This window comes from Glaciimonas sp. GG7, assembly GCF_052976905.1.
Map to the genome: position 1 here is coordinate 1 of NZ_JBRIIQ010000007.1, position 20,477 is coordinate 20,477.

15 protein-coding genes are annotated in these 20,477 nt (G+C 54.6%); 3 read left to right on the forward strand and 12 right to left on the reverse strand.

Annotation, left to right across the window (positions count from 1 at the left end):
* From ACVBEF_RS03350 to ACVBEF_RS03390, 9 genes are all read right to left on the reverse strand, one after another.
* A partial coding sequence (locus ACVBEF_RS03350; RefSeq protein WP_447122528.1) for a PilN domain-containing protein occupies positions 1-849 on the reverse strand: 849 nt, incomplete at its 3' end.
* Positions 846-1,826 (reverse strand): agglutinin biogenesis protein MshI, encoded by a 981-nt coding sequence (locus tag ACVBEF_RS03355; protein ID WP_447122529.1) that lies wholly within the window; start codon positions 1,824-1,826, stop codon positions 846-848. The genes ACVBEF_RS03355 and ACVBEF_RS03350, both read right to left, overlap by 4 nt.
* A 315-nt stretch (positions 1,827-2,141) precedes the next feature.
* Positions 2,142-3,611 carry a TolC family protein gene (locus ACVBEF_RS03360; RefSeq protein WP_447122530.1) on the reverse strand — a complete coding sequence of 490 codons (1,470 nt, stop codon included), beginning with the start codon at positions 3,609-3,611 and terminating at the stop codon, positions 2,142-2,144.
* The gene (locus ACVBEF_RS03365) at positions 3,611-4,717 is read right to left on the reverse strand and encodes a hypothetical protein (protein WP_447122531.1); all 1,107 of its coding nucleotides are present in this window, start codon (positions 4,715-4,717) and stop codon (positions 3,611-3,613) included. The genes ACVBEF_RS03360 and ACVBEF_RS03365 overlap by 1 nt, the downstream gene beginning before the upstream one ends.
* A 75-nt stretch (positions 4,718-4,792) precedes the next feature.
* The gene (locus tag ACVBEF_RS03370; protein ID WP_447122532.1) at positions 4,793-5,905 is read right to left on the reverse strand and encodes a WD40 repeat domain-containing protein; all 1,113 of its coding nucleotides are present in this window, start codon (positions 5,903-5,905) and stop codon (positions 4,793-4,795) included.
* 101 nt (positions 5,906-6,006) lie between these two features.
* The gene (locus tag ACVBEF_RS03375) at positions 6,007-7,425 is read right to left on the reverse strand and encodes an HlyD family type I secretion periplasmic adaptor subunit (RefSeq protein WP_447122533.1); all 1,419 of its coding nucleotides are present in this window, start codon (positions 7,423-7,425) and stop codon (positions 6,007-6,009) included.
* Positions 7,415-9,610 carry a type I secretion system permease/ATPase gene (locus ACVBEF_RS03380; RefSeq protein ID WP_447122534.1) on the reverse strand — a complete coding sequence of 732 codons (2,196 nt, stop codon included), beginning with the start codon at positions 9,608-9,610 and terminating at the stop codon, positions 7,415-7,417. Before ACVBEF_RS03380 ends, ACVBEF_RS03375 begins: the two co-directional genes overlap by 11 nt.
* 188 nt (positions 9,611-9,798) lie before the next feature.
* Positions 9,799-10,023: a type II toxin-antitoxin system RelB family antitoxin gene (relB, locus tag ACVBEF_RS03385; protein WP_447122535.1), complete on the reverse strand. Its 225-nt coding sequence runs from the start codon at positions 10,021-10,023 to the stop codon at positions 9,799-9,801.
* Positions 10,024-10,069: 46 nt separating this feature from the next.
* On the reverse strand, positions 10,070-11,077 hold the full coding sequence (locus tag ACVBEF_RS03390; RefSeq protein WP_447122586.1) for an aldo/keto reductase: 1,008 nt from the start codon (positions 11,075-11,077) through the stop codon (positions 10,070-10,072).
* A gap of 242 nt (positions 11,078-11,319) precedes the next feature.
* Between ACVBEF_RS03390 and ACVBEF_RS03395 the strand changes: the two genes are divergently transcribed.
* From ACVBEF_RS03395 to ACVBEF_RS03405, 3 genes are read left to right on the forward strand one after another with little or no spacing between them, the layout of a single operon-like run.
* On the forward strand, positions 11,320-12,393 hold the full coding sequence (locus ACVBEF_RS03395; protein WP_447122536.1) for a type IV toxin-antitoxin system AbiEi family antitoxin: 1,074 nt from the start codon (positions 11,320-11,322) through the stop codon (positions 12,391-12,393).
* Positions 12,368-12,871 (forward strand): hypothetical protein, encoded by a 504-nt coding sequence (locus tag ACVBEF_RS03400; protein WP_447122537.1) that lies wholly within the window; start codon positions 12,368-12,370, stop codon positions 12,869-12,871. Before ACVBEF_RS03395 ends, ACVBEF_RS03400 begins: the two co-directional genes overlap by 26 nt.
* Positions 12,868-13,233, forward strand: coding sequence for a hypothetical protein (locus tag ACVBEF_RS03405; protein WP_447122538.1), 366 nt, complete (start codon positions 12,868-12,870; stop codon positions 13,231-13,233). Before ACVBEF_RS03400 ends, ACVBEF_RS03405 begins: the two co-directional genes overlap by 4 nt.
* 7 nt (positions 13,234-13,240) lie before the next feature.
* Here ACVBEF_RS03405 and ACVBEF_RS03410 read toward each other — a convergent pair whose 3' ends face one another.
* The 3 genes from ACVBEF_RS03410 to ACVBEF_RS03420 form a co-directional block, all read right to left on the reverse strand.
* The gene (locus tag ACVBEF_RS03410) at positions 13,241-14,194 is read right to left on the reverse strand and encodes a transglutaminase family protein (RefSeq protein ID WP_447122539.1); all 954 of its coding nucleotides are present in this window, start codon (positions 14,192-14,194) and stop codon (positions 13,241-13,243) included.
* On the reverse strand, positions 14,191-16,851 hold the full coding sequence (locus ACVBEF_RS03415; RefSeq protein WP_447122540.1) for a circularly permuted type 2 ATP-grasp protein: 2,661 nt from the start codon (positions 16,849-16,851) through the stop codon (positions 14,191-14,193). Before ACVBEF_RS03415 ends, ACVBEF_RS03410 begins: the two co-directional genes overlap by 4 nt.
* An 87-nt stretch (positions 16,852-16,938) precedes the next feature.
* Entirely contained in the window at positions 16,939-20,316 is a 3,378-nt protein-coding gene (locus ACVBEF_RS03420) for a transglutaminase family protein (protein ID WP_447122541.1), read from the reverse strand.
* Between the last annotated feature and the right edge of the window lie 161 nt (positions 20,317-20,477).

A 20,477-nucleotide genomic window follows, 5' to 3' on the forward strand; every position in this document is an offset into this window, starting at 1 on the left:
GCAGTCGGTGATAGCTTCTCTAAGCGCCCGGTTCATCGAGCACGAATCGATGGTCGATGCGGATGGTAAGGCTGATGATGCAGTCGGCGCAGAGGAAACAATCGGCGCAGCAAGGGCCACCGACTTGGACGGAGCAACCGATGAAGATGGAACAACCGGCGCAGCAGGGGCAACCGCCGGTGATGGAACAACCGCAGGAGACAAATCCACCGACGAGGTCGCCAGCTGCGTTCCTATGGTGGGAGATCGCAGGTCAAATTCGACGGTAGGAATCGTTGCCGAATGCGCTGGGGGTGTCGGTCCCGACATACGGATATCCAAAGAAGAAAAGTTTTTGCCTTGCATGATTGATTCATTTTTAAGACGGCCAATGTAAGCAGCCACCAATTCAGGACGTAATGCACGTCCTTGCAACGACATCTCGTTACCGGCACCAACAATATTAAAACCGGTTAGCCATACGCCATCCACTATCTGACGAGAAAATGCTCGCAAAAATACGGCATATCCTCCGGTATCGCCGATATCGCCTTTTTTCAGAATATCGAATGCCTGTTGCAAGGATTGGATTTCAGCATCCATTGTGGCAACACTATTTTCCAGTACCAAGTTTTTTGAATGCGGTATGTTTTCGCGTTTCACCTTACTCAACTGCGCATCGACCACAGCGGCTTGTGCAATGGTTTGATTTTCCTGACTCTGAAGGCTGGAAAGTTGAAAGTGAGAGTAGGCTAAAAAAAACACCACTCCGAGCAATATCAAGCCCAGACCTTGCCCCATGGCAACTGCCGAAAAATATTTTTTTTGCGTCAGGAAAATCGGGTTAAACAGATTGATCTGTTGACTCAAAGCGTTCTTTCATCAAGGCGCAATGCGGCACCTAATATCATGAAAAACCGTTGCTGATAATCCGAGTCATTGAGTTCCGACACTTTGGAAATATCCAAAATTGTCTCAAGAGCCAGCGTCTCTACGGGAATATACAAATTAGCAGAAAGAAACGTTTGCAGACCAGCACCCTCTGATCCGATGGGCGAGAGCATCAGCGTTGATAACGGTAACGCATGATATTGCCGATCGAAATGGTCGAGCGAGCGCTGCAACTCCAATGTAATGCGCTCATAGAGCACCAGCTTTTGCACCGGATCTGCCTGCTCTAGTTGCTTGAGCGTGATGTCCAGACGGCGCGAAAGATACAGTTCGCCTTCAAAGGTGAAGGTAATCAATCCCCCTTCCGCATTCAAGGACAGCAATGCCAGGGCGCGCTCCTTCTCCTCAAGCAAGGTCGCCATATTACGTTGTGCCATCTCAGGAATATCAATCACACGCAAGGCGATTTTGGCGTGCTCGTAGAGCTTCTGGCGTTGCTGGATTAACGCATTGCGCACCGCAACGGCAAACAGCGTGTTGTTGCTATGCAAGGGGCCGACCTTATTCACCGGGACGGCTAAGACATCGATGGTGGCGTCGTCAATGTGATAATCGAGCATCTCTTTGAGACGCCATCGCACGGCTTTTTTGAGTTCTTCAGGCGGTACATTGAGTGCGTCGATCGACAACAACTGGTACTCGCCAGAGGTGAGCAAATGCAGGCATTGGTGACGATCGGCCTGACATTCTTTCGCCATTTTTTCGAGCGCACCGGGCCACGTGACGCTATCGGCCGGGTAAAAGGAAGCCAGTTCCACCATGGGCCGACCGGATGTCATCCGCTTTATATGGGCGACGAAAATCCCATCAACCTGACAACTGATCGCTAACCAACCCGCATTTTTCTTGGTTTTCCCGAATAAATTCACAAATGAACCCGTGCTTGTACTCAACATACTGATTGAGTTGAGTTAATACGACGTACTAAAAGTCCATTTTTGCATACAACTGCTTAACTTTATGCAGCATTTTTGTATCCATACGTTTTTTGAGGGAAAACCGTTGTGTTGTCGAAACGACATTGACATGCAAGGTAGTTGTCTGACCAAGATTTAACAAATTTGATGCAGGCTAGTGGAGAAGATTATTTCGATTGGGCGAGCGGTTATGAGGAGTTAGCAAGGAGCAGGGATGGAAAATGTGAAGATTTTTTATCTGACAAGACGGACTAAAGAAGCGATGGCAACGCTACCGTGCCGGGCATGAAATAACTAATCCAGATGCGACAACCCCACACTCCCCACGCTTGCAGCAAGCGCAATGCGCGCATTTTGCCATCCTGCAAAGGCCGCAATCTTCTGCTGCTGCGCATGCGCTTGCGCCGTTTGGGTCGTGATCACCTCCAGAATGTCGGCTACGCCTTTTTGATAGCGGCTCTGAGCGGCCTCGAATGCGGCTTGCGCGCTCTCCACGATTTCTTGCGCGGTGCGCAGGTTCTCGGCACTGACTTTGAGCCCCTGATAACTGGTCCAGACATACACCGCCACTTGCAGCTCGGCATCGCTCAGATTGGCGTCTTTTTCCTCTACCTGCGCCTGAGCGTTGCGGATTTTGTAGGTTCGGCCAAATCCTTCAAAGAAGGGAATATCGACTTGAATCCCGATATAGCGCTCCCGCGTGGCCGCACCAATATAGGGCTGGCCGACGCCTGAACTCTGCGACTGATTGTTAGCGTTAAAGCGACCGATCAGACTGATGGTTGCGCGCCCTTGTGCGCGTACCATTTTTTCGCCCGCTCGGGCTGCCGCCAGTTCGGCCCGGGCAGCACGCAAAGCGGGATGGGTTTGTTGGGCTGCGTGCAGTAACTCCCCCACTGAGCGCACCAGCGCAGAGACTGGCGTAGCCGTATAGTCCGCGTCCACCAGCACAATCGCCCCCTCCGGGCGCTGGCCCATCGCGATCGCCAGCGTACCCAGCGCAGAGAGTCCATCGCCTTGCGCCTTATTGCGGTTATAGACGGTTTGTGCATACGCCGTATTGGCTTGCAACTGATCGCTGATGGCGGCAACGCCTCTTTGCACGCGCACCGTCGCCGCACGCAACACCTGTTTAGCATCCGCTTCCATCGTCGTCGTGGCTGCAATATTCTTTTGCGCGACCAGCGCGGCGTAATAATCGTTGACCACATTGGCAAACACCGTTTGCAGCACGTTGTCTTGATTTGCCAGCGCTGCGCTGAGCGTCTTCTCGGCATGCTGCACCGCTGCCGAGCGCAAGCCGAAATCGTAGAGCACCCAATTCAGAGTCAACGTGTTGTTGTGGTAAGCGTTGTCTGAGGCTACGTAGAAGGGTGCAGTGCTACTGCCCTGACTGACAGAATGATTTTTAGCTATCTGTGCAGAGCCCGACAGCGTGGGTAGATACCCGGCCCTAGCAACACCGACTTGCGCGGCTTGTGCTTTGACATTGGCCCACGCCGCACGCGTTTTCGGGTTGTTGCACAGGGCTTGCTCGACAACATCCTGCAAGGTGTAACTTGTCACCGGCCTGTCGGCACACAATGCCACTGCCGACACCAGCATGGCACCCGCCGGGCTGGCAGGGAGCGCATCGAGCGCAAACAGCGGATCGCGCGGTCCCAACTCAAACCCGACACACGCTGGCGTGCCAACTACGCATCCGATCAAGGCCAGCTGAGCGGCGTGCTTGATGCAGGAAAGCAGCGGCGCACAAGCCGTCATCACATACTTCTTGCTTGCCCGCTATGCTGTGCGGCAACCAAGGTATAGAGCGCAGGGTTAACATGCTCCAATGAGAAATGGGGATCGATACCGGTATTCCCATCGGTGAAACCAGCCATTGTCTGAATCAAGTGACTTAACGAAGCTGGTGCGCCGGACATGCTCGGCGCAATCGTGCCGATCGTGCTGATTAAATTAACCGCGCTAGCCGCCATCGGGGTCGCGACGGTGAGCTTGTTACGGCTCTCGGCATGGGCAAGCGATACATCCATCGGCGTCGCCTGCCCGGCAAGGCTGACACCGTCGTTGCCGGAGGTGGCCATAGAGCCATCGGGCTGCATGTTCGCCAGCATCTGGTGCATAGGCACAATCACGCGACCACCCCACGTCAGGCCGGAAACACCGCTATTGGCGATCACCTTTGGATCGACATGCGCCAGATCTTGATTGGCCAAATCGATGTTCTTATCGACTCCTTCGACCAGAGTATTGGTGATGCCGTGCGTTCCGGCTTGATTAAACCATCCGCCTAATACGTTGCCATCAACATAAATGGTGTTGGAAAAGTCTGGCCCGAAATGGCCGATAACATCATTTTTTTCAACAATGGAGGTGACATGACTGTCGCCATTGATATCGATGAAGTTATTGATGGCGATGTTCGGTGCGTTAATCACCAATACGTTAATCGGATGGGGATTGTCATCACGCTCGCTGACTTTGGCCCAGACCAGACCGTCCAATGAATGACCACCGGCCTGGATGGTGTAACCGCTATAGAGCGGGTCTCTTCTGATACTCGAGAGTATGGCTTGCGCATCGACGATTCTGTCGGTCGGGGGATAGCCTAAGACGATTTCTGCATCGATCTTAAAGTCGCTCAATTGCGCTGTGCCGCGTCCGGCAATGAATACTTCCTGCGTCGTCGCGTTGACAAAAATAGCCGCGTAGTCGCCACCCTTGCTGGTGTGATCAATCACATTGGTGAGAACCCAACCGGCTGGTGGTTTGATCGCCCCGCGCTCCAGTATCGGGTGACCGTATTTGTCGTTGGATGCGTGGTAAGCATCGTTAATAAGCGTAGCGGCAATCGCAATTGTCGTCATAAATTTTCTCTCCAATGAAAGAGCAGGCGGCGGTAGTACTCGGAGTTACGGGACGTAACACTTCATAAAAAATATTTACTTCATGTTGAGTAAATACACTTTCGTATCTAAAGGAACTGCCAACAACTTGCTATCCGGACTAAAAGCAAGCTGCAACGATAAAGAAAACCCACGCTTGCCCGGCAGCGCAACGGTTTGCAGTAGTTGTCCGCTGGCGAGATCGAATATCAGCACTTCCAATGAATGATTCACCGCGACATAGCGGCCGTCAGGACTGATCGCCAATGCACGCACGGTGCTGTTAATCGGCCCCAATTCGCGCACCAGTTTGCCGCTGGCAAGATCCCACAGACGCACCGGATCCTGATTGTCGATGGTGTCCCAGTCGTCGGTAAAACCGCGTCTATGGGTTTCTTTGGAGAGGGTTTGTGTGCCGGTTGCGAGAGTACCGCCATCGGCACTGATGGCCAGCGCGGTGGCTTGCATCGCATGCACGGAGGCAATCGCCGACCTGAACTCTCCGGTCTGACTATCGATGGTGTCGAGGTAGGTGAAGTACTGAAATTTCTGTCCGGGAATGCGCGTATCGGCAATATTCATCCTGCCAACCAACACATGCTTACCGTCATGGCTGTAGACGATGTTGGTGGTGAGCAATCCTTTACTTTGATACACAGGTGCGGCCACGAAAAACAGCAGTTGACCGATATCGACCCGCCAGGCCGCCACCATGTCGGTCGCGCCAGCGGCCGTTGCGGGCCAATAATCTTTGTAAATCACACACAGAAATTGACTATCCGGACTAAATACCAGGCTTTGCACATTGGCCCGGGCGCTAGTCGGATCGGTTCTGCCTTCGCCTTGATAAGGGCCGTCAATGTCGCGCAGCTTGACGCCCGTATTGGCGTCAAAAATACTGATCACATCTTTGCCTGCGGCTAAATAACGCCCATCCGGGCTATATGCCAGCGCCGGGCTGCCACTTCCCCAGCCGTTTGAAATGGGCGCAGAGTCACGTACTAATTGTTGCGTATGCGCATTAAAAATCAACACCTGCAGACCTGCTACAACAGCAAATTCATGGCCATTTGGGTGCCAGGCTACGTGCTCAACAGTCGCCAAAACGTCCTTCTGCGGTATTGCAATGGCGTCTTGGGAGACGACCACTAGTGCAGTAGCTTCTTTCATGGTGCTTCCTTGTACGGTGATGGTTCCTGCAAAAAAAATCCCTGCGGCGCAGCTTGCTATGTGCCACCATTTTCGGCTCATCGCATGCATATTAGCGCTCACTAGCGTTCACGCAGTGCCTCGCTTCGATACTTCAACAAGGGGGTGAGTAAATACTCAATAATGCGCCGCTGCTCGGTCTTGATTTCCACCGAAGCTACCATCCCGGGGGCCAGCGGTTGCGATTTTCCATCGGCGACGATAGTCGTTTTCAGCAGCGTAATCCGGGCTGGATAAATCAATCCTAATTGTTCGTCCTTCACCGCATCCTGCGAGATCGACATCACCCTGCCTGGCAGCGTGCCGTAATGCGTATACGGAAACGCGTCGAGCTTGATTTCTGCCTCCTGCCCGGGTCGGACAAAACCGATATCCTGATTGAGTATCTGCGCCTCGATTTCCAGACTGGCGTCATCGGGCACCACGACTAATAATTCTTGCGCCGCAGTCACCACCCCGCCCACCGTATGGATCGCCAATTGCTGGACCGTCCCGGCGACCGGCGCGATCAGGTGTGTTTGCAGATGCCGTTGCTCGGACTTCGCCTCATCCCCCTGCGCTTGCGCGAGTTGCTGCTGCGCGGCATTGAGGGCGTCGAGTTGTTCGCGCCGGAACTGGGCGATGGCGGTCTCGATGTCCTGTTTTTGCTCGGCGATCCCATCGGCTAGTTCGCTGGCATAGCTATGCTGTGCGGCCAGATCTTGCTCGGCCTGAATCCGGGCCTGCTGTTTTTCCAGCCAGGCGTGGCGCGGTACGTAGTTTTGTATCAGCAAGGCGTGATAGTCGCTTTCTTGCGCGTGGGCGATCGGCAAGGTCTGTTGCAGACTAGCGATTTTATGCCGGGTCGTTTGCAAGGCGTGCTGGCGCTTTTGCAGCGTGGCGCGGTACGAGATCAGCTTGCTGCGATATTCGGTGTAAGCGCCTTCGGCCAGATATTGGGTATCGTGTTGGCGCTCTGGCGTGGCCTCGGCCAAGGCGTCTAATTGCGGCAATTGGTTATCGCGCTGTGCGTCGAGCAACGCTTGCGCCCGCCGGGCTGTGAGCATGGCGTCAATGCGTGCGGTGCGGGCTTTGCCGACATCGGCGGCGGCGTTGGTGGGATCGAGTTCAATCAAGGGCTGACCGGCGACGACGTGCTGGCCGTTCTCTACCAAAATAGCGTTGACGATACCGGCTTCTAACGGTTGAATCGTCTTGCTCTTGCCGTTGGGGACGATCTTCCCTTGGGCCACAGCGACGACATCGACTTTCCCGATCATCGACCAGATCAGCGCGATCACAAACAGCGTCATCAACGACCACATCACGCTGCGCCCGATGGGCGAAACCGGGGTCTCCAACACCTCCAGCGCGGCTGGCAGAAATTCAACTTCATCGCGTTGACGGCGAGCCGGTATGCCGCGCGCTTTTTCTTCGGCGTGGGCGGCACGGGCAATCGCCCAGGAATGGCGCACTTTATCGACTATTCGGTTAATGGGCATGCAGATACCCCGTCTGATGCTGCCACAGCGAGGCATAGCGTCCGCCCCAGCGTTGAATCAATTCATCGTGCGTGCCCTCTTCCACGATCTCGCCTTTTTCGACCGTGATAATCCGCTCGGCAATGCGTACCGCTGACAACCGATGGGCGATGATAAAGACGGTGCGCCCTGCACAAATCTGGTCCATGTTGCTGTGGATGACGGCCTCGGATTCGGCATCTAAGGCCGAGGTTGCTTCGTCAAAAATCAGTATCTTGGGATTCGTCGCCAGCGCACGCGCAATGGCGATACGTTGCCGTTGCCCGCCGGACAAACCGGTACCGCGCTCGCCCAGTTCAGTGTCATAACCTTGCGGCAATTCCAGTACAAATTCGTGCGCACCAGCTAGCAGCGCGGCTTCGACCACTTTGTCGAACGGCATGCCAGGAGCGGCAAACGCGATGTTGTCGCGCACCGTGCCTTTGAAGAGCATGTTCTCTTGCAAGACGGTACCGATTTGGCGACGCAGCGAAGCCGGGTCCAGTACGGCTAAGTCCATGCCATCGATGAGCACGCGTCCGCGCTCGGGGGAATACAGCCGCTGGATCAGTTTGGTCAGGGTACTTTTTCCGGAACCGGAAGGACCGACGATGCCCGTCACGCTGCCCGCGTTGACCGTCAGTGACAGGCCACGCAGGATTTCCGGACCATCGGGACGGTAACGAAAGATGACATTGTCGAAGACGACTTCGCCCTTGACCGGCGGCATCGAGGTCTGGCCGCTGGCAACACTGGACTCGGCCTTGTTATCCAAAATATCGCCAAGTCTGTCCATCGATAAGCGCACCTGCTGGAAATCCTGCCAGAGCTGCGCCAGACGCAATACCGGCGCGCTGACTCGCCCGGCGAGCATATTGAAGGCGATCAACTCGCCCACCGACAAGCCGCCTGCGATCACCAGTTTTGCACCAAACCATAGCAAGGCTGCGGTCGTCAGTTTGCTGATGAGTGAGGCGACCTGATTGGCCGCATTCGACAGATTGGCCGCTTTAAAGGCGACGGAGACATAGCCCGCCAATTGGGTTTCCCAGCGGCGCTGCATCAAGGGTTCTACTGCCATCGATTTGATGGTTTCAACGCCGGTGACCGCCTCGACCAAAAAGGATTGGTTTTCTGCCGAGCGGCGAAATTTTTCATTCAGACGGATTTTTAATGCAGGCGTAACCAGCACCGACAAGGCGATGTAGCACGGCAGTGAAATGAACACCACCAACGTCAACACGCCGGAATACGCCAGCATCACACCGAAAAACACGACGGTAAATAACAAGTCCACGGCCACGGTGAGCGCATTGCCGGTCAAAAAATTGCGAATATTTTCCAACTCGCGGATGCGCGCGACGCTGTCGCCCACGCGCCGCGCCTGAAAATACGCCAGCGGCAAATTGAGCAAATGATCGAACAAACGACTGCCCAATTCGACATCCATACGGTTGGTGGTGTGGCTAAACACATAGGTGCGCAAACCGCCCAGCAGCGCCTCAAACACGGAAATCGTTATCAGACCAAAGACCAGTACGTCGAGCGTAGACATCGACTTGTGGACCAGCACTTTGTCGATCACGACTTGCATAAATAAAGGGGAAACCAACGCGAACAATTGCAGGAAAAAAGAACCGGTCAGCACTTCCAGAAATTGCCTGCGATATTTGACGATAGACGGGATAAACCACGACACATCGAACTTGCCACCGCCTTGGGCCAGAATGGCGCGCGAGGTAATCAAAATCAGTCGCCCTGACCAAAGCTGGGCAAAATCTGCTAATGGCAGTGAATAAGTACGCTGTCCGACGTCATCGTGCAATAACACCGTGTCGTTGGCGCATTTGGCGAGGACCAGAAAGCTGCCGTCTTTGTATTCGGCAATGGCGGGTAACGGTGTGTGGGCGAGACGCAGGGAATGACTAGTGACCAACCGGGCCTTGAGCGCAAGCTGGCGTGCTAATCGCACCAAGGTGATCGCATCCACGTTGTCGGACGTGCCGGATAAATGCTTGAGCCGCAGGGCGCTGGCGGCCACGCCTGCTAGTTGCGCGACCACTATGAGCGCGGAAATGCCGCTGTCGTTGCAGTCATGCACTGCCGCTTGTGCTGCGCCTGATGCGACTACATCGTTGTGGATCGGATCAACCGTCCCACCGATCATGGATGGTAATCAACGACAAAACAGACCAGATCCATGCCGCTGGTGTGCGTATCAGACAGCTTGTACAGCATCTGGCCCCCTCAATAAGATTCCCCAAGGAAACATTGGGAGGCTTATTGTAGTCTGGTGATTAAAAAAAACAGCCTGTCAGGTATGACAGGCTGCTTTGGGGGATTGCGGACAATACTTTAATTTTCCAAACCAAGTCCCGCCTCCACCTCATCTAACGTGAAAGTACGCTCTTCACCGCTTTGGATGCGCCGCATAACCTGCTCGGCCAGGTACAAGTCTTCCAAATTATCCAGATGCGCCAAGATGGCTTGGCGGACATAAAAAGCTTTGCTGTGACCAGTACGCATAGCAAGGCTTTCCAGTCTGGCCTCGATCTCTTCCGGTAAGTGAATTGTCAACATAACGACCTCCTCCAATTAAACCCCGCACTTTAAATATAGCTCCATTCTAAACAGCGGTCTTTCGCCCAAAAAACGGATACCCCGGATCGGTATACCCCGGTGTCGAAGCATGCCCTGGCGGGACCAGACTATTGACCAGCGTCTCGTCCTCGACCGAGATTTTGACGTCTACAGCCGGGTAATAGTCTTCCATTTGCGCCAGGGTGCGCGGCCCGACGATGACTGAGCTGACATGGAGATTGGCCAATACCCAGGCGGTGGCAAAATGTCCCAGCCCGATGCCACGGGCTTCGCTGTGTTGCTTCAGGCGCTGCGCGATGAGCAGCGATTCTTCGCGGAATTCGGTTTCCATAATCCGCTTGTCGCCACGGCTGGCGCGGGTATTTTCCGGCGGGAGCTGGCCCGGCAGGTATTTTCCGGTCAGTACGCCGCGTGCAATCGGGCTGTAAGGCACGACGCCAAGACCGTAATGCGCGCACGCTGGCACGATTTCTACCTCGGGCAGCCGGTTGAGTAAGTTGTAGTACGGCTGACAGACTATCGGCGTCGGCACGCCGAGTTTCTCGCATAAACGCACGACTTCGGCGATACGCCAGCCACGGAAGTTGGATAAACCAAATGCGCGGATTTTTCCTTGCCGGATTAAGTCCCCGATGCTGCGTACCGCTTCTTCCAGATTTTCTCCGTGATAGTCGCGATGGAGATAGAGGATATCGAGATAATCGGTGCCCAGACGTTTGAGGCTGCTTTGGGCTTCGCTGATAATCCAGTGATAAGAATAATTGGATTGATTCGGCCGGTCGCTCATCGGATTGCCCAGCTTGCTGGCGAGTACCCAGTTATGGCGATCACCGGCCAAGACTTTGCCGACCATTTCTTCAGAGCCGCCCTTACTGTAGACGTCCGCCGTATCGATAAAATTGACGCCATGGTCACGTGCTGAGTCGACAATGCGCTGCGCCTCCCCAAGCTCGGTTTGATCGCCAAACATCATGGTCCCCAGACAGAGGGCAGACACTTTCAGATTGCTGTTGCCGAGACGTCGATATTGCATCATTGATTGATCTCCTTGTTTGATGTTGAGGAAAACCGATGGCGGCTGATCCATGCTGATCTGGCCGGGTATTCCGGTGACCTATTATGGAGAACAAATGGAGAATGCACTGAGGAGGGCTGTTTTTGGGGACCTGATGCTATGTGAACAAAATGCATCTCCAAACAAAAAAATATTTTGTTCTAATTATAATAATGTTCACGTTACGTGAACATTATTGAAAACTGAACATAAAGAATGCCATGCCTCCAAACCACGATTACTCTTACAGAGAAAAAGAGCTCACTACCGCAGCGCTTTCTGCATTAAGAACCACTGCGGGTATCACAGGACGGATTCTTGCAACGCAAAAAAGGATAAGTCCACATTACATTGCCGATGCTGTTATCACGCTTCAAGTCGGTGATGATCAATACGAATACGTTGTTGAATGTAAGTCTTTCCTCGATAGAAAAATAATCATCGCTAACGTAAAAGCGCAATTAGAAAATATGACATCTAAAGGGCTGCTGATTGTCCCTTACCTCAGCGCAGAAATGGCCGAGTATTGTCGTTCGATACACCTTGAGTTCATCGATACCGTTGGTAATGTTTATCTCAACGCACCTGGCTTATATGTCTTCGTGAAAGGTCTCAAAGGCACGAACCTTGAATTAACATCTGAGACCGGACGGACGACCAACAATCCGACAACAATGAGAATGATTTTTGCATTGCTATGCCGTCCGGAGCTGATACATGCGTCATACCGAGAGATTGTGAAAGTCGCAGATATTTCACTGGGTGCTGTTGGCCCGGTATTTTCCGATCTCGAAAAACGGGGCTTATTGATTGACTCCCGGAAAAAAAATGATCGACAACTGCTTGACCCATCACGCTTGCTCGATGAGTGGGTGACTAATTATCCGACGACATTACGCTCTAAACTCCATGCCCGCAGATTTCGCGCGCCTGATCCTGATTGGTGGAAAGATGTCCATTTTGATGGCGGCGACATATCTTGGGGAGGCGAAGTTGCTGCGCAGCGCATGACAACATATCTTAAGCCTGCCACGCAGACCCTATATGTAAAACAAACGGCAATGTCAACGCGATTACATGAACTGATCAGAACATATAGATTGCGACCAGACCCTGAAGGCCCCATCGACATTCTGGAAAGATTTTGGGAATTCTCGGAAGCAAATACACATCAGGATCTGGCCCCTCCTATTTTGGTGTATGCCGATCTCATGGCGTCGCTAGAGCCTAGAAACATTGAGCTGGCGCAACTTATCAAGGAAAGGGGGTTTGAAAATACACTACACACCAGCTGATCGTCCGTTAGATCCGATTGCTTTAATCATTTTGCAGGAAGTCGTACGGGCAACGAAGCAATGGAATAGTGATTACTTCATCGTTGGCGCTACAGCCCGAGACATTCTACTTACGCACGTATTTGGAATGGACATACGTCGTGCAACAACTGATGTCGATTTTGCGATCGCAGTGAAGGATTGGGCGCAATTTGAAAATATAAAAAGCAGTCTCATACAAGTCAATCATTTTTACGCATCCGCAACATCAAAGCAGCGACTGTTTTACAGAAGTACACATAGCGGGTATGGATATCCATTTGACCTCATCCCCTTCGGCGGCGTCGAGCATCCAGACAACGTCATTGCATGGCCGCCTGATATGGCGACAATGATGACCGTTACGGGGTATGGCGAAGTGCTAGCGGCAAGCGCAGAGTCGAGGTGGCACCCAATCAAACTGTGCGCGTCGCATCCTTGGCAGGACTTTCAATATTGAAATTATTTGCCTGGTCAGAGCGCGGTTTGGTCAATGCTAAGGATGCTCAAGACTCATGCCAAATCATGCAAGGTTATGGCGCGGCGGGAAATATGGATCGATTGTATGAAGAAGAAATAGATATTCTCAAAGCAACCGATTATGATCCAGACCATGCAGGAGCCTGCCTCCTGGGCAAAGATGTTGCCATGCTTGCCAACGAGGAAACGCACAAGAAATTAATGGCGATTATTGACAGTACGTCTCAAATGGATCGTTTGGCTATTCACATGGCGGGCCCCATTCATTTTGATGGCACGGCTTTGACGCAGGCCCGCACACTACTGGAATTATTTAAACGCGGGATGAAAATGCGTGCATAACCAGGACTCAAAAAGGTAACGGCGTCACCGTCACCTGCACCTCAAGCGTCTGCTCCCCGCCCCCCAGAACTATCCCGCGCATGGGCGTAACGTCACTGAAATCCCGCCCCCAACCCAAGGTAATGTGTTCGCTCTGGACTAAGCAGCGATTGGTCGGATCGAAATCAATCCAGCCCACATCCGGGCAAAAAACGGATACCCAGGCGTGCGATGCATCCGCGCCTATCATGCGCGGTTGCCCGGCTGGCGGGTGGGTCAAAATATAGCCGCTGACATAACGGGCGGGCAGGCCGAGGCTGCGCAGGCAGCCGATCATCAACTGGGCGAAATCCTGACAGACGCCGCGCCGACCTTTGAGTACCTCTTCCAATGGCGTTGAAATATCGGTCGCTTTACCGTCGAATTCAAAGTCTTCAAAAATGCGTTGCGTTAAATCCAGCGCGGCGTCGAGTATCGGTCTGTCGGGCGTATAACTGGTCAGGGCGTAGTCCTTGAGCGCAGCACTCATCTTGACGTGCGGGGACGCGTATAAATAGCGGCATGCTTCAAGCGCTGCGGGTGTTCTGTCTTGGCCGATACTATCGCGTACGGTTTCCCAGCGACACGAACCTTCGATCTGCACCAGCGTTAAGCGGGGGGTAAGAAGGACGATCGATTCGGCATGCACCAGCAGCGTTTTATGCGGCACAGTGATGGCGATGTGGCGGGTAATATTGCCGAAATAATCGGTGCCATCGGCACCATCTTCTTCCGTCGGTGTAATGCTGATGTGATGATATTGCGATTCTTGATACAGAAAGGCACGCGGGCTCAAATGCAGATATTGCTGCGATAGCGTGACCGTACTCTGATAGGTGTAATGGGTTTCGTGCACGACGCGATAGCGTGCGCAGGGTGCATTTAGTGTAACTGGTGCAACTGGTGTAACCGGCACCAGGACACTCGCTGGTAAATCGCTCATGCTGTTTTGCCCCTGAATGGAGAGTTATTGGTATAGCTGAAAAACTGCACGCTGATTTGCTCGGACATCGCCTCGCTGGCGAGTTGAATGCGTCCCAGCAAGTCGATCAGATGCGCATTGCCGCAATACAAGTCGGTTTCCGGGATCAGCGCCAGTAACTCCTCTTTGAGCGGAATCAACCGTTCTGCACCGCAAGCACCGTAGGTCAGCTCTATGTCGCCCAGGCTCTTCAACATTCCGGACAATTGAAACAGCACCGAACGCGGATTGGTATCGTCCAATAGCAACAAATCGAGCACAGGCAACCACTCAGGCTGTGCCCTGTAACGGGCGCGGTAGGTGACGATGCTGTCAGATAATTCCAGTACCCAGTCCAGGCTGCCATTGGCATCCATTCCCAGCGCCCGCTGCAAAAGAATGCTTTCAAACTGGAGCCGTTCCAGACGCCGACCAAGGGAGAGAAAGCGCCAGCCCAGGTCACGCGTCATGCCATCGAGCGCAAACCCGGCCATCGTCATCAGGGATTCGGTGGCGTCATCAAGAATGGTCATCGCCTCGGCTTGCGAGAGTCGGTGTTCGTCGCTGACCTCACGCTGCACCATGCGATTGAGCGCACGCCAGTTGTCGACCGACAAGCGCTCGCGCAATTGGCTGGCAATGCCGAAGAGTTGCTGCTGCTGTCTGGCCAGACCCGGCACGTCGGGCGAGATCACGGCCCGCAATAGCGTGGCCTCAATTTGCGCATCGCTGAAAATCGCCTTCGGTAGCAGAACAGGAATGGCACCCTGACTTTGGCTTTGGCCCTGAATCGGCGTCTGCGTTTGCTCCTGCTTAGGCGCAGGGGCGATTGCCGCTACAGTTGCCGCTACCGCAGCGCTATCTTCAGCGTTCTCGTCATCTTCAATATCAATGAGGCGAAACCAGATGCACAACGACTCAAGCGTCGGCCATTCAGTACCGCGATCGGCGGGACGGACATTAAACAGAAGATTGAGCGTCACCCGTAACAGGCGCGTGACGTTGTCGCAACGGTCGGCCTGACGACCGAACCAAAACAGATTCTCGGCCATCCGACTCGACAAATGCGTATCGTCGCGCACCAGGTCGGCGCTGGTCGTGGTGCGTTTGGACAGACTTTGCGCGGCGACCTGCCCGCTCGCCAATACCCAGGTGTCCTTGCTGCCGCCGCCGCGTTGCATCGTAATGACCCGCGCATCCGGACCAGTTGCCACCCGCGTCAAGCCGCCCGGCATGACCACATAGCCTTGCGGCGTGGCACAGGCGTAGACGCGCAGACCGATACCGCGCGCGCTCAGGCCGCCTCCTGTCAACTCCGCATTCCATACCGGCGCTTGCGACAGGCGCACCATTTCTTGCGCTACGTAATTATCCGGATTGGCGCGCATGGCGGCGATAAAGGTATCGCGCTCGACGCCTTTAAGATCTTGCCCGAAGACCGGATATTGACGTTGCTGCGGAAAACTTGGCTTGATGACGAGTTGATCGAGCTTCTCGATGACCTCTTCCAGCGCTGCCGGTTCGCCACACCACCAGGTTGCAACGGACGGCATTTTCAGCGGTTCGTCGAGCAGGCGCTCGCATAGTCCTGGCAAAAAGCCCAGCAATGCACCCGACTCCAGCAAGCCGGATCCCAGACTATTGGCGATGAGCACGTTGCCGCGTCTGGCAGCCTCGGTCAATCCGGCCACGCCCAAGCCGGAGTCAGGCCGTAATTCCAGGGAATCGCAAAAATCGTCATCAACTCTACGCAGGATGACGTGTACGCGCCGCATGCCGGACAAGGTTTTCAGATAGACGATGCCATTGCGCACGGTCAGATCCCCGCCCTCCACCAACGGAAAACCCAGATACCGGGCCAGGTAGGCTTGCTCGTAATAGGTCTCGTTATAGGGGCCGGGCGTGAGCAACACAATGAGCGGCTGCTCGCTGCTGCGCAGCGCTTTACCATCGGTTCCGTTAGCGGCGCACATGCGCCCCCAATAGGCCAGGCTATCGCGCATGGTGTTAAAGAATCCGCTCAGATGCTGAACGTTAAGGTCACGCAGCAAATCAGGAAAAGTACGCGCAATAATGGCCCGGTTTTCCAAGGCATACCCAGCCCCGGACGGTGCTTGCGTACGGTCGGCAACTACCCACCAGTCACCATTGGGCGCACGCGCCAGATCGACAGCATAAAAATGCAGGGCGGTATCGTCGGGGTGTTGCATGCCATGGGAGGGGCGCAAAAATCCGGCATGACCGTGGATCAATGCCGGTGGCAACAAGCCCTCTTCCAGCATTTTCTGGTCGCCGTAGATGTCCCCCAAGATCCGATTCATCAGCGTGGCGCGTTGAATCACCGCCGCTTCGATACCCGCCCATTCATCCTGCGGCAGGACAAACGGGATGACATTTAAATCCCAGGGACGCTGCATGCCCTTGGCATCGGTATAAATATTGTAGGTAATCCCGTTTTCACTAACCTGACGCTGCACCGTTTCGATACGTTCGCGCATAATCCCGGGCGCTTCCGATCCCAAACGGTCCAGCATCGTGCGCCAATGGGGGCGCGGCTGATGCAGCAGGTCGGACTGGTACAGCATTTCATCAAAACTGCCCGGAGGAGCGCTGTAATTGGTGAGATATTTTTTATACATGTGGCGCGTATTCCTGTGACCTGCGATCCGAACGGAATGCGGGGTGGACCAGGCCACCCCGCTATACCTTAATGCCGAAGGATACGATCAATAGGCGTTCCAACGCAAATCAAGCGTCATAGGGAAGCTTGGATTGCGATCCTCTTTCTGCACCGTCATCGGTCCCGGCGTGTGGCCGTGCGCCCAGAAGCGTGCAAAACGGCGCGCTTCGGCAGCGTTGGCGTTGACCGGCGAACCCGTCTCACTACGGCCACCCGGATGCACAACGTGGTAAGTACAGCCGCCGATGGCGCGACCGCTCCAGGTATCGACCAGATCAAACGTCAACGGCGCTTGCACGCGGATGGTCGGATGCAACGCTGACCACGGGCTCCAGGCGCGGAACCGCACGCCGGCTACGAATTCGCCCGGGATGCCAGTCGGATGCAGGGGCAGCATGCGGCCATTGCAAGCGACGACGTGACGCCCATCGGTCAACCCGCGTACAAACAATTGCATGCGTTCAAGCGAGGAATCAACGTAGCGCGCCGTACCACCGGCCGCCATTTCTTCGCCGAGCACGTTCCACGGCTCGATAGCCTGGCGCAACTCCATCTCCACGCCTTCATAGACCACCGTACCAAAGCGCGGGAAGCGGAACTCAATAAACGGATCGAACCAACTCTCTTCAAACGCATAACCGGAGGCGCGTAAATCCTTGACCACGTCGCGGATATCCTGCGCCACAAAATGCGGCAACATCCAGCGATCATGCAAGGCTGTGCCCCAATGCACCAGTTTGGCCTGATACGGCTCGCGCCAGAAGCGCGCCACCAAAGCCCGCAGCAGCAACATCTGTAACAAACTCATGCGTTCATGCGGCGGCATCTCAAAGGCGCGGAATTCGACCAGACCTAAGCGCCCAGTCGGACCATCGGGCGAATACAGTTTATCGATCGAAAACTCCGAGCGATGCGTGTTGCCGGTCAAGTCCACCAGCAAATTACGCAGCAAACGATCGACCATCCACGGCTTGTCGCCGGGATGCATGGTCGGCAACACTTTGTCCATTTGCTGGAAAGCAATCGCCAACTCATACAGATTATCGTCACGCGCTTCATCCACCCGTGGGGCCTGACTGGTCGGTCCGATAAAGGTGCCGGAGAACAAATACGACAACGCCGGATGATTTTGCCAATACGTGATCAGACTTTTGAGGATGTCCGGACGGCGCAGCATCGGACTGTCTTCGGCAGTGGCACCGCCAAGGGTGGCGTGGTTGCCGCCGCCGGTGCCGGTGTGGCGTCCATCGACCATGAATTTCTCGGTCCCCAAACGGGTCAGACGCGCCTCTTCGTACAACGTGGTCATGTTGTAGACCAACTCGTTCCAGCTCGCCGCCGGGTGAATATTGACCTCAATGACACCCGGATCGGGCGTAACACTGAGCAATTTGATGCGCGGGTCACGTGGTGGCGGATAACCCTCAACCCAGAGCTTGATTTTGAGCCTGGCGGCGGTGTTTTCTACCGCTGTGACTAAGGCCAGATAATCCTCGATACGCTTGAGCGGCGGCATAAAGACATGCAAACGCCCGCCACGCACCTGTACGCACAAAGCGGTATGAATGACTTCTTTGGGCGCGGGTTTGGGCTCCACTACGGCAATATTTGCTGCCGCCGCAGCAGCAGCGGCAGCCACGGCCGCACCAATGCCTGCTTTACCAGCCTTCTCCGGCTCAACGCTAAGGATCGGGCGTTTTTTTGCTGCAGCCAAGGCTGTGCGTGCAGCAAACGGATCCACATCAAAATCTTCGGTCTTGTCGTCCGGCATGACCCACGGCAACGCGTCGAGCGGCAAGCGCAGACCCATCGGCGAATCGCCTTCGGTCAAATACAAATGCTCGCGCTTGAGCGGCCATGCCGAGGTGTTCCAGACCGTTCCCAGCGACACGCCGGGTTCGAAATCCCGGGCTTTCAGCGGCAATACATAGCCCACAATCTGGCCCAAACCACGCTCTAGCAAACGCGCCAGACTGCGTCGTTCTTCCGGCGCATCCAGGTCCGCCTTGAGCGGATCGAGATTCACCGGCAGCCCCTGCTCACGCTGGGCTTGTCGCATCACGTCTTCATAGGCCGGAATCGGACTATTGACTGGTAACGTTAACGTCTTGACCAGTTCAGCGGCAAAGCGCGTGGCCTGCTCGCTGGTATAGCCATCGCTCTTGTTTTCATCCGAAAACAGCGTTGCATCGGTCCACATCGGTTGACCATCGATGCGCCAGAAAATATTCAAGGCCCAACGCGGCAACGGCTCGCCCGGATACCATTTTCCTTGCCCGTAATGGACCATACCGCCGGGCGCAAAATGGTTTTTCAGGCGATGCATCAATTGCCCGGCCAAGGCGCGTTTATCGTCCCCGTGCGCTAAGGTATTCCACTGTTTACCATCCATGTCATCGATGGACACAAAGGTCGGCTCGCCGCCTTGGGTCAGGCGTACATCTTGCCGCTTCAAATCAGCGTCAACCAGTTGGCCGAGCTTGTCGATCTTGTTCCAGTCAGCCTCGGAATACGGCTTGGTCACACGCGGATCTTCATGGATGCGGGTGACCGTCATTTCATGAAAAAACGTCACTTCTGCCTTGTCGGTAAAGCCGCTCACAGGTGCCGCCGACGACGGCATGGCCGTACACGCCAGCGGAATATGGCCTTCGCTGGCCAGCATGCCGGAAGTGGGATCCAGACCAATCCAACCCGCGCCGGGGATATATACCTCGGTCCACGCGTGCAGATCGGTGAAATCGGCATCCGGCCCGGCAGGACCGTCGAGCGACTCCTGATCAGCTTTTAGCTGGATCAGATAACCGGACACAAAACGTGCCGCCAATCCCATTTCGCGCAAAATCTGCACCAATAGCCAGCCGGTGTCGCGGCATGAGCCGGACCGATTGGTGAGCGTTTCTTCCGGCGTTTGCACGCCCGGCTCCATCCGTAGCAGATACCCAATATCGCCCTGTAGACGCTGATTGATGGCGACGAGAAAATCGTTGGTAGCGAGCGCTTTTTTGAGCATATCGCGGCGCGCGTCAGCAACCCATTTAACCAACAACGGACCGGGCTCTTCCACCTTCAGATAGGCGCTCAGTTCAGCTGTCAGTTGGGTCGGATAGCTGAACGGAAAATGCTCGGCGTATTTTTCAACAAAGAAGTCAAACGGGTTAATGACGGTCATGTCGGCAACCAGATCGACCGTAAATTCGAGTACGTCGGCTTTTTCCTGGAACACAAAACGGCCGATATAGTTGCCGTATGGATCTTGCTGCCAATTAATAAAATGATCCTCGGGCGTGACGCTCAGGGAATACGACAAAATCGGGGTACGCGCATGCGGCGCAGGACGCAAGCGCACTTCATGCGGTGACAGCGTTACCAGGCGATCATAGTGGTAGCTGGTTTTGTGATGCAGCGCGACACGGATAGCCATTGGGTGGTGCCTTTCGATGCGTGTTGACGCAAAAATGGGAGCGGAACAGGTGAGGCGGTGAGAGTGAAGCGTCGCTGGAAACGATCTGTTTTCCTCTAAGCAGGATTCGTACCCGAAACCGGGATCAGATTACAGAGCGGTATAACGGCAATTGCAAATGT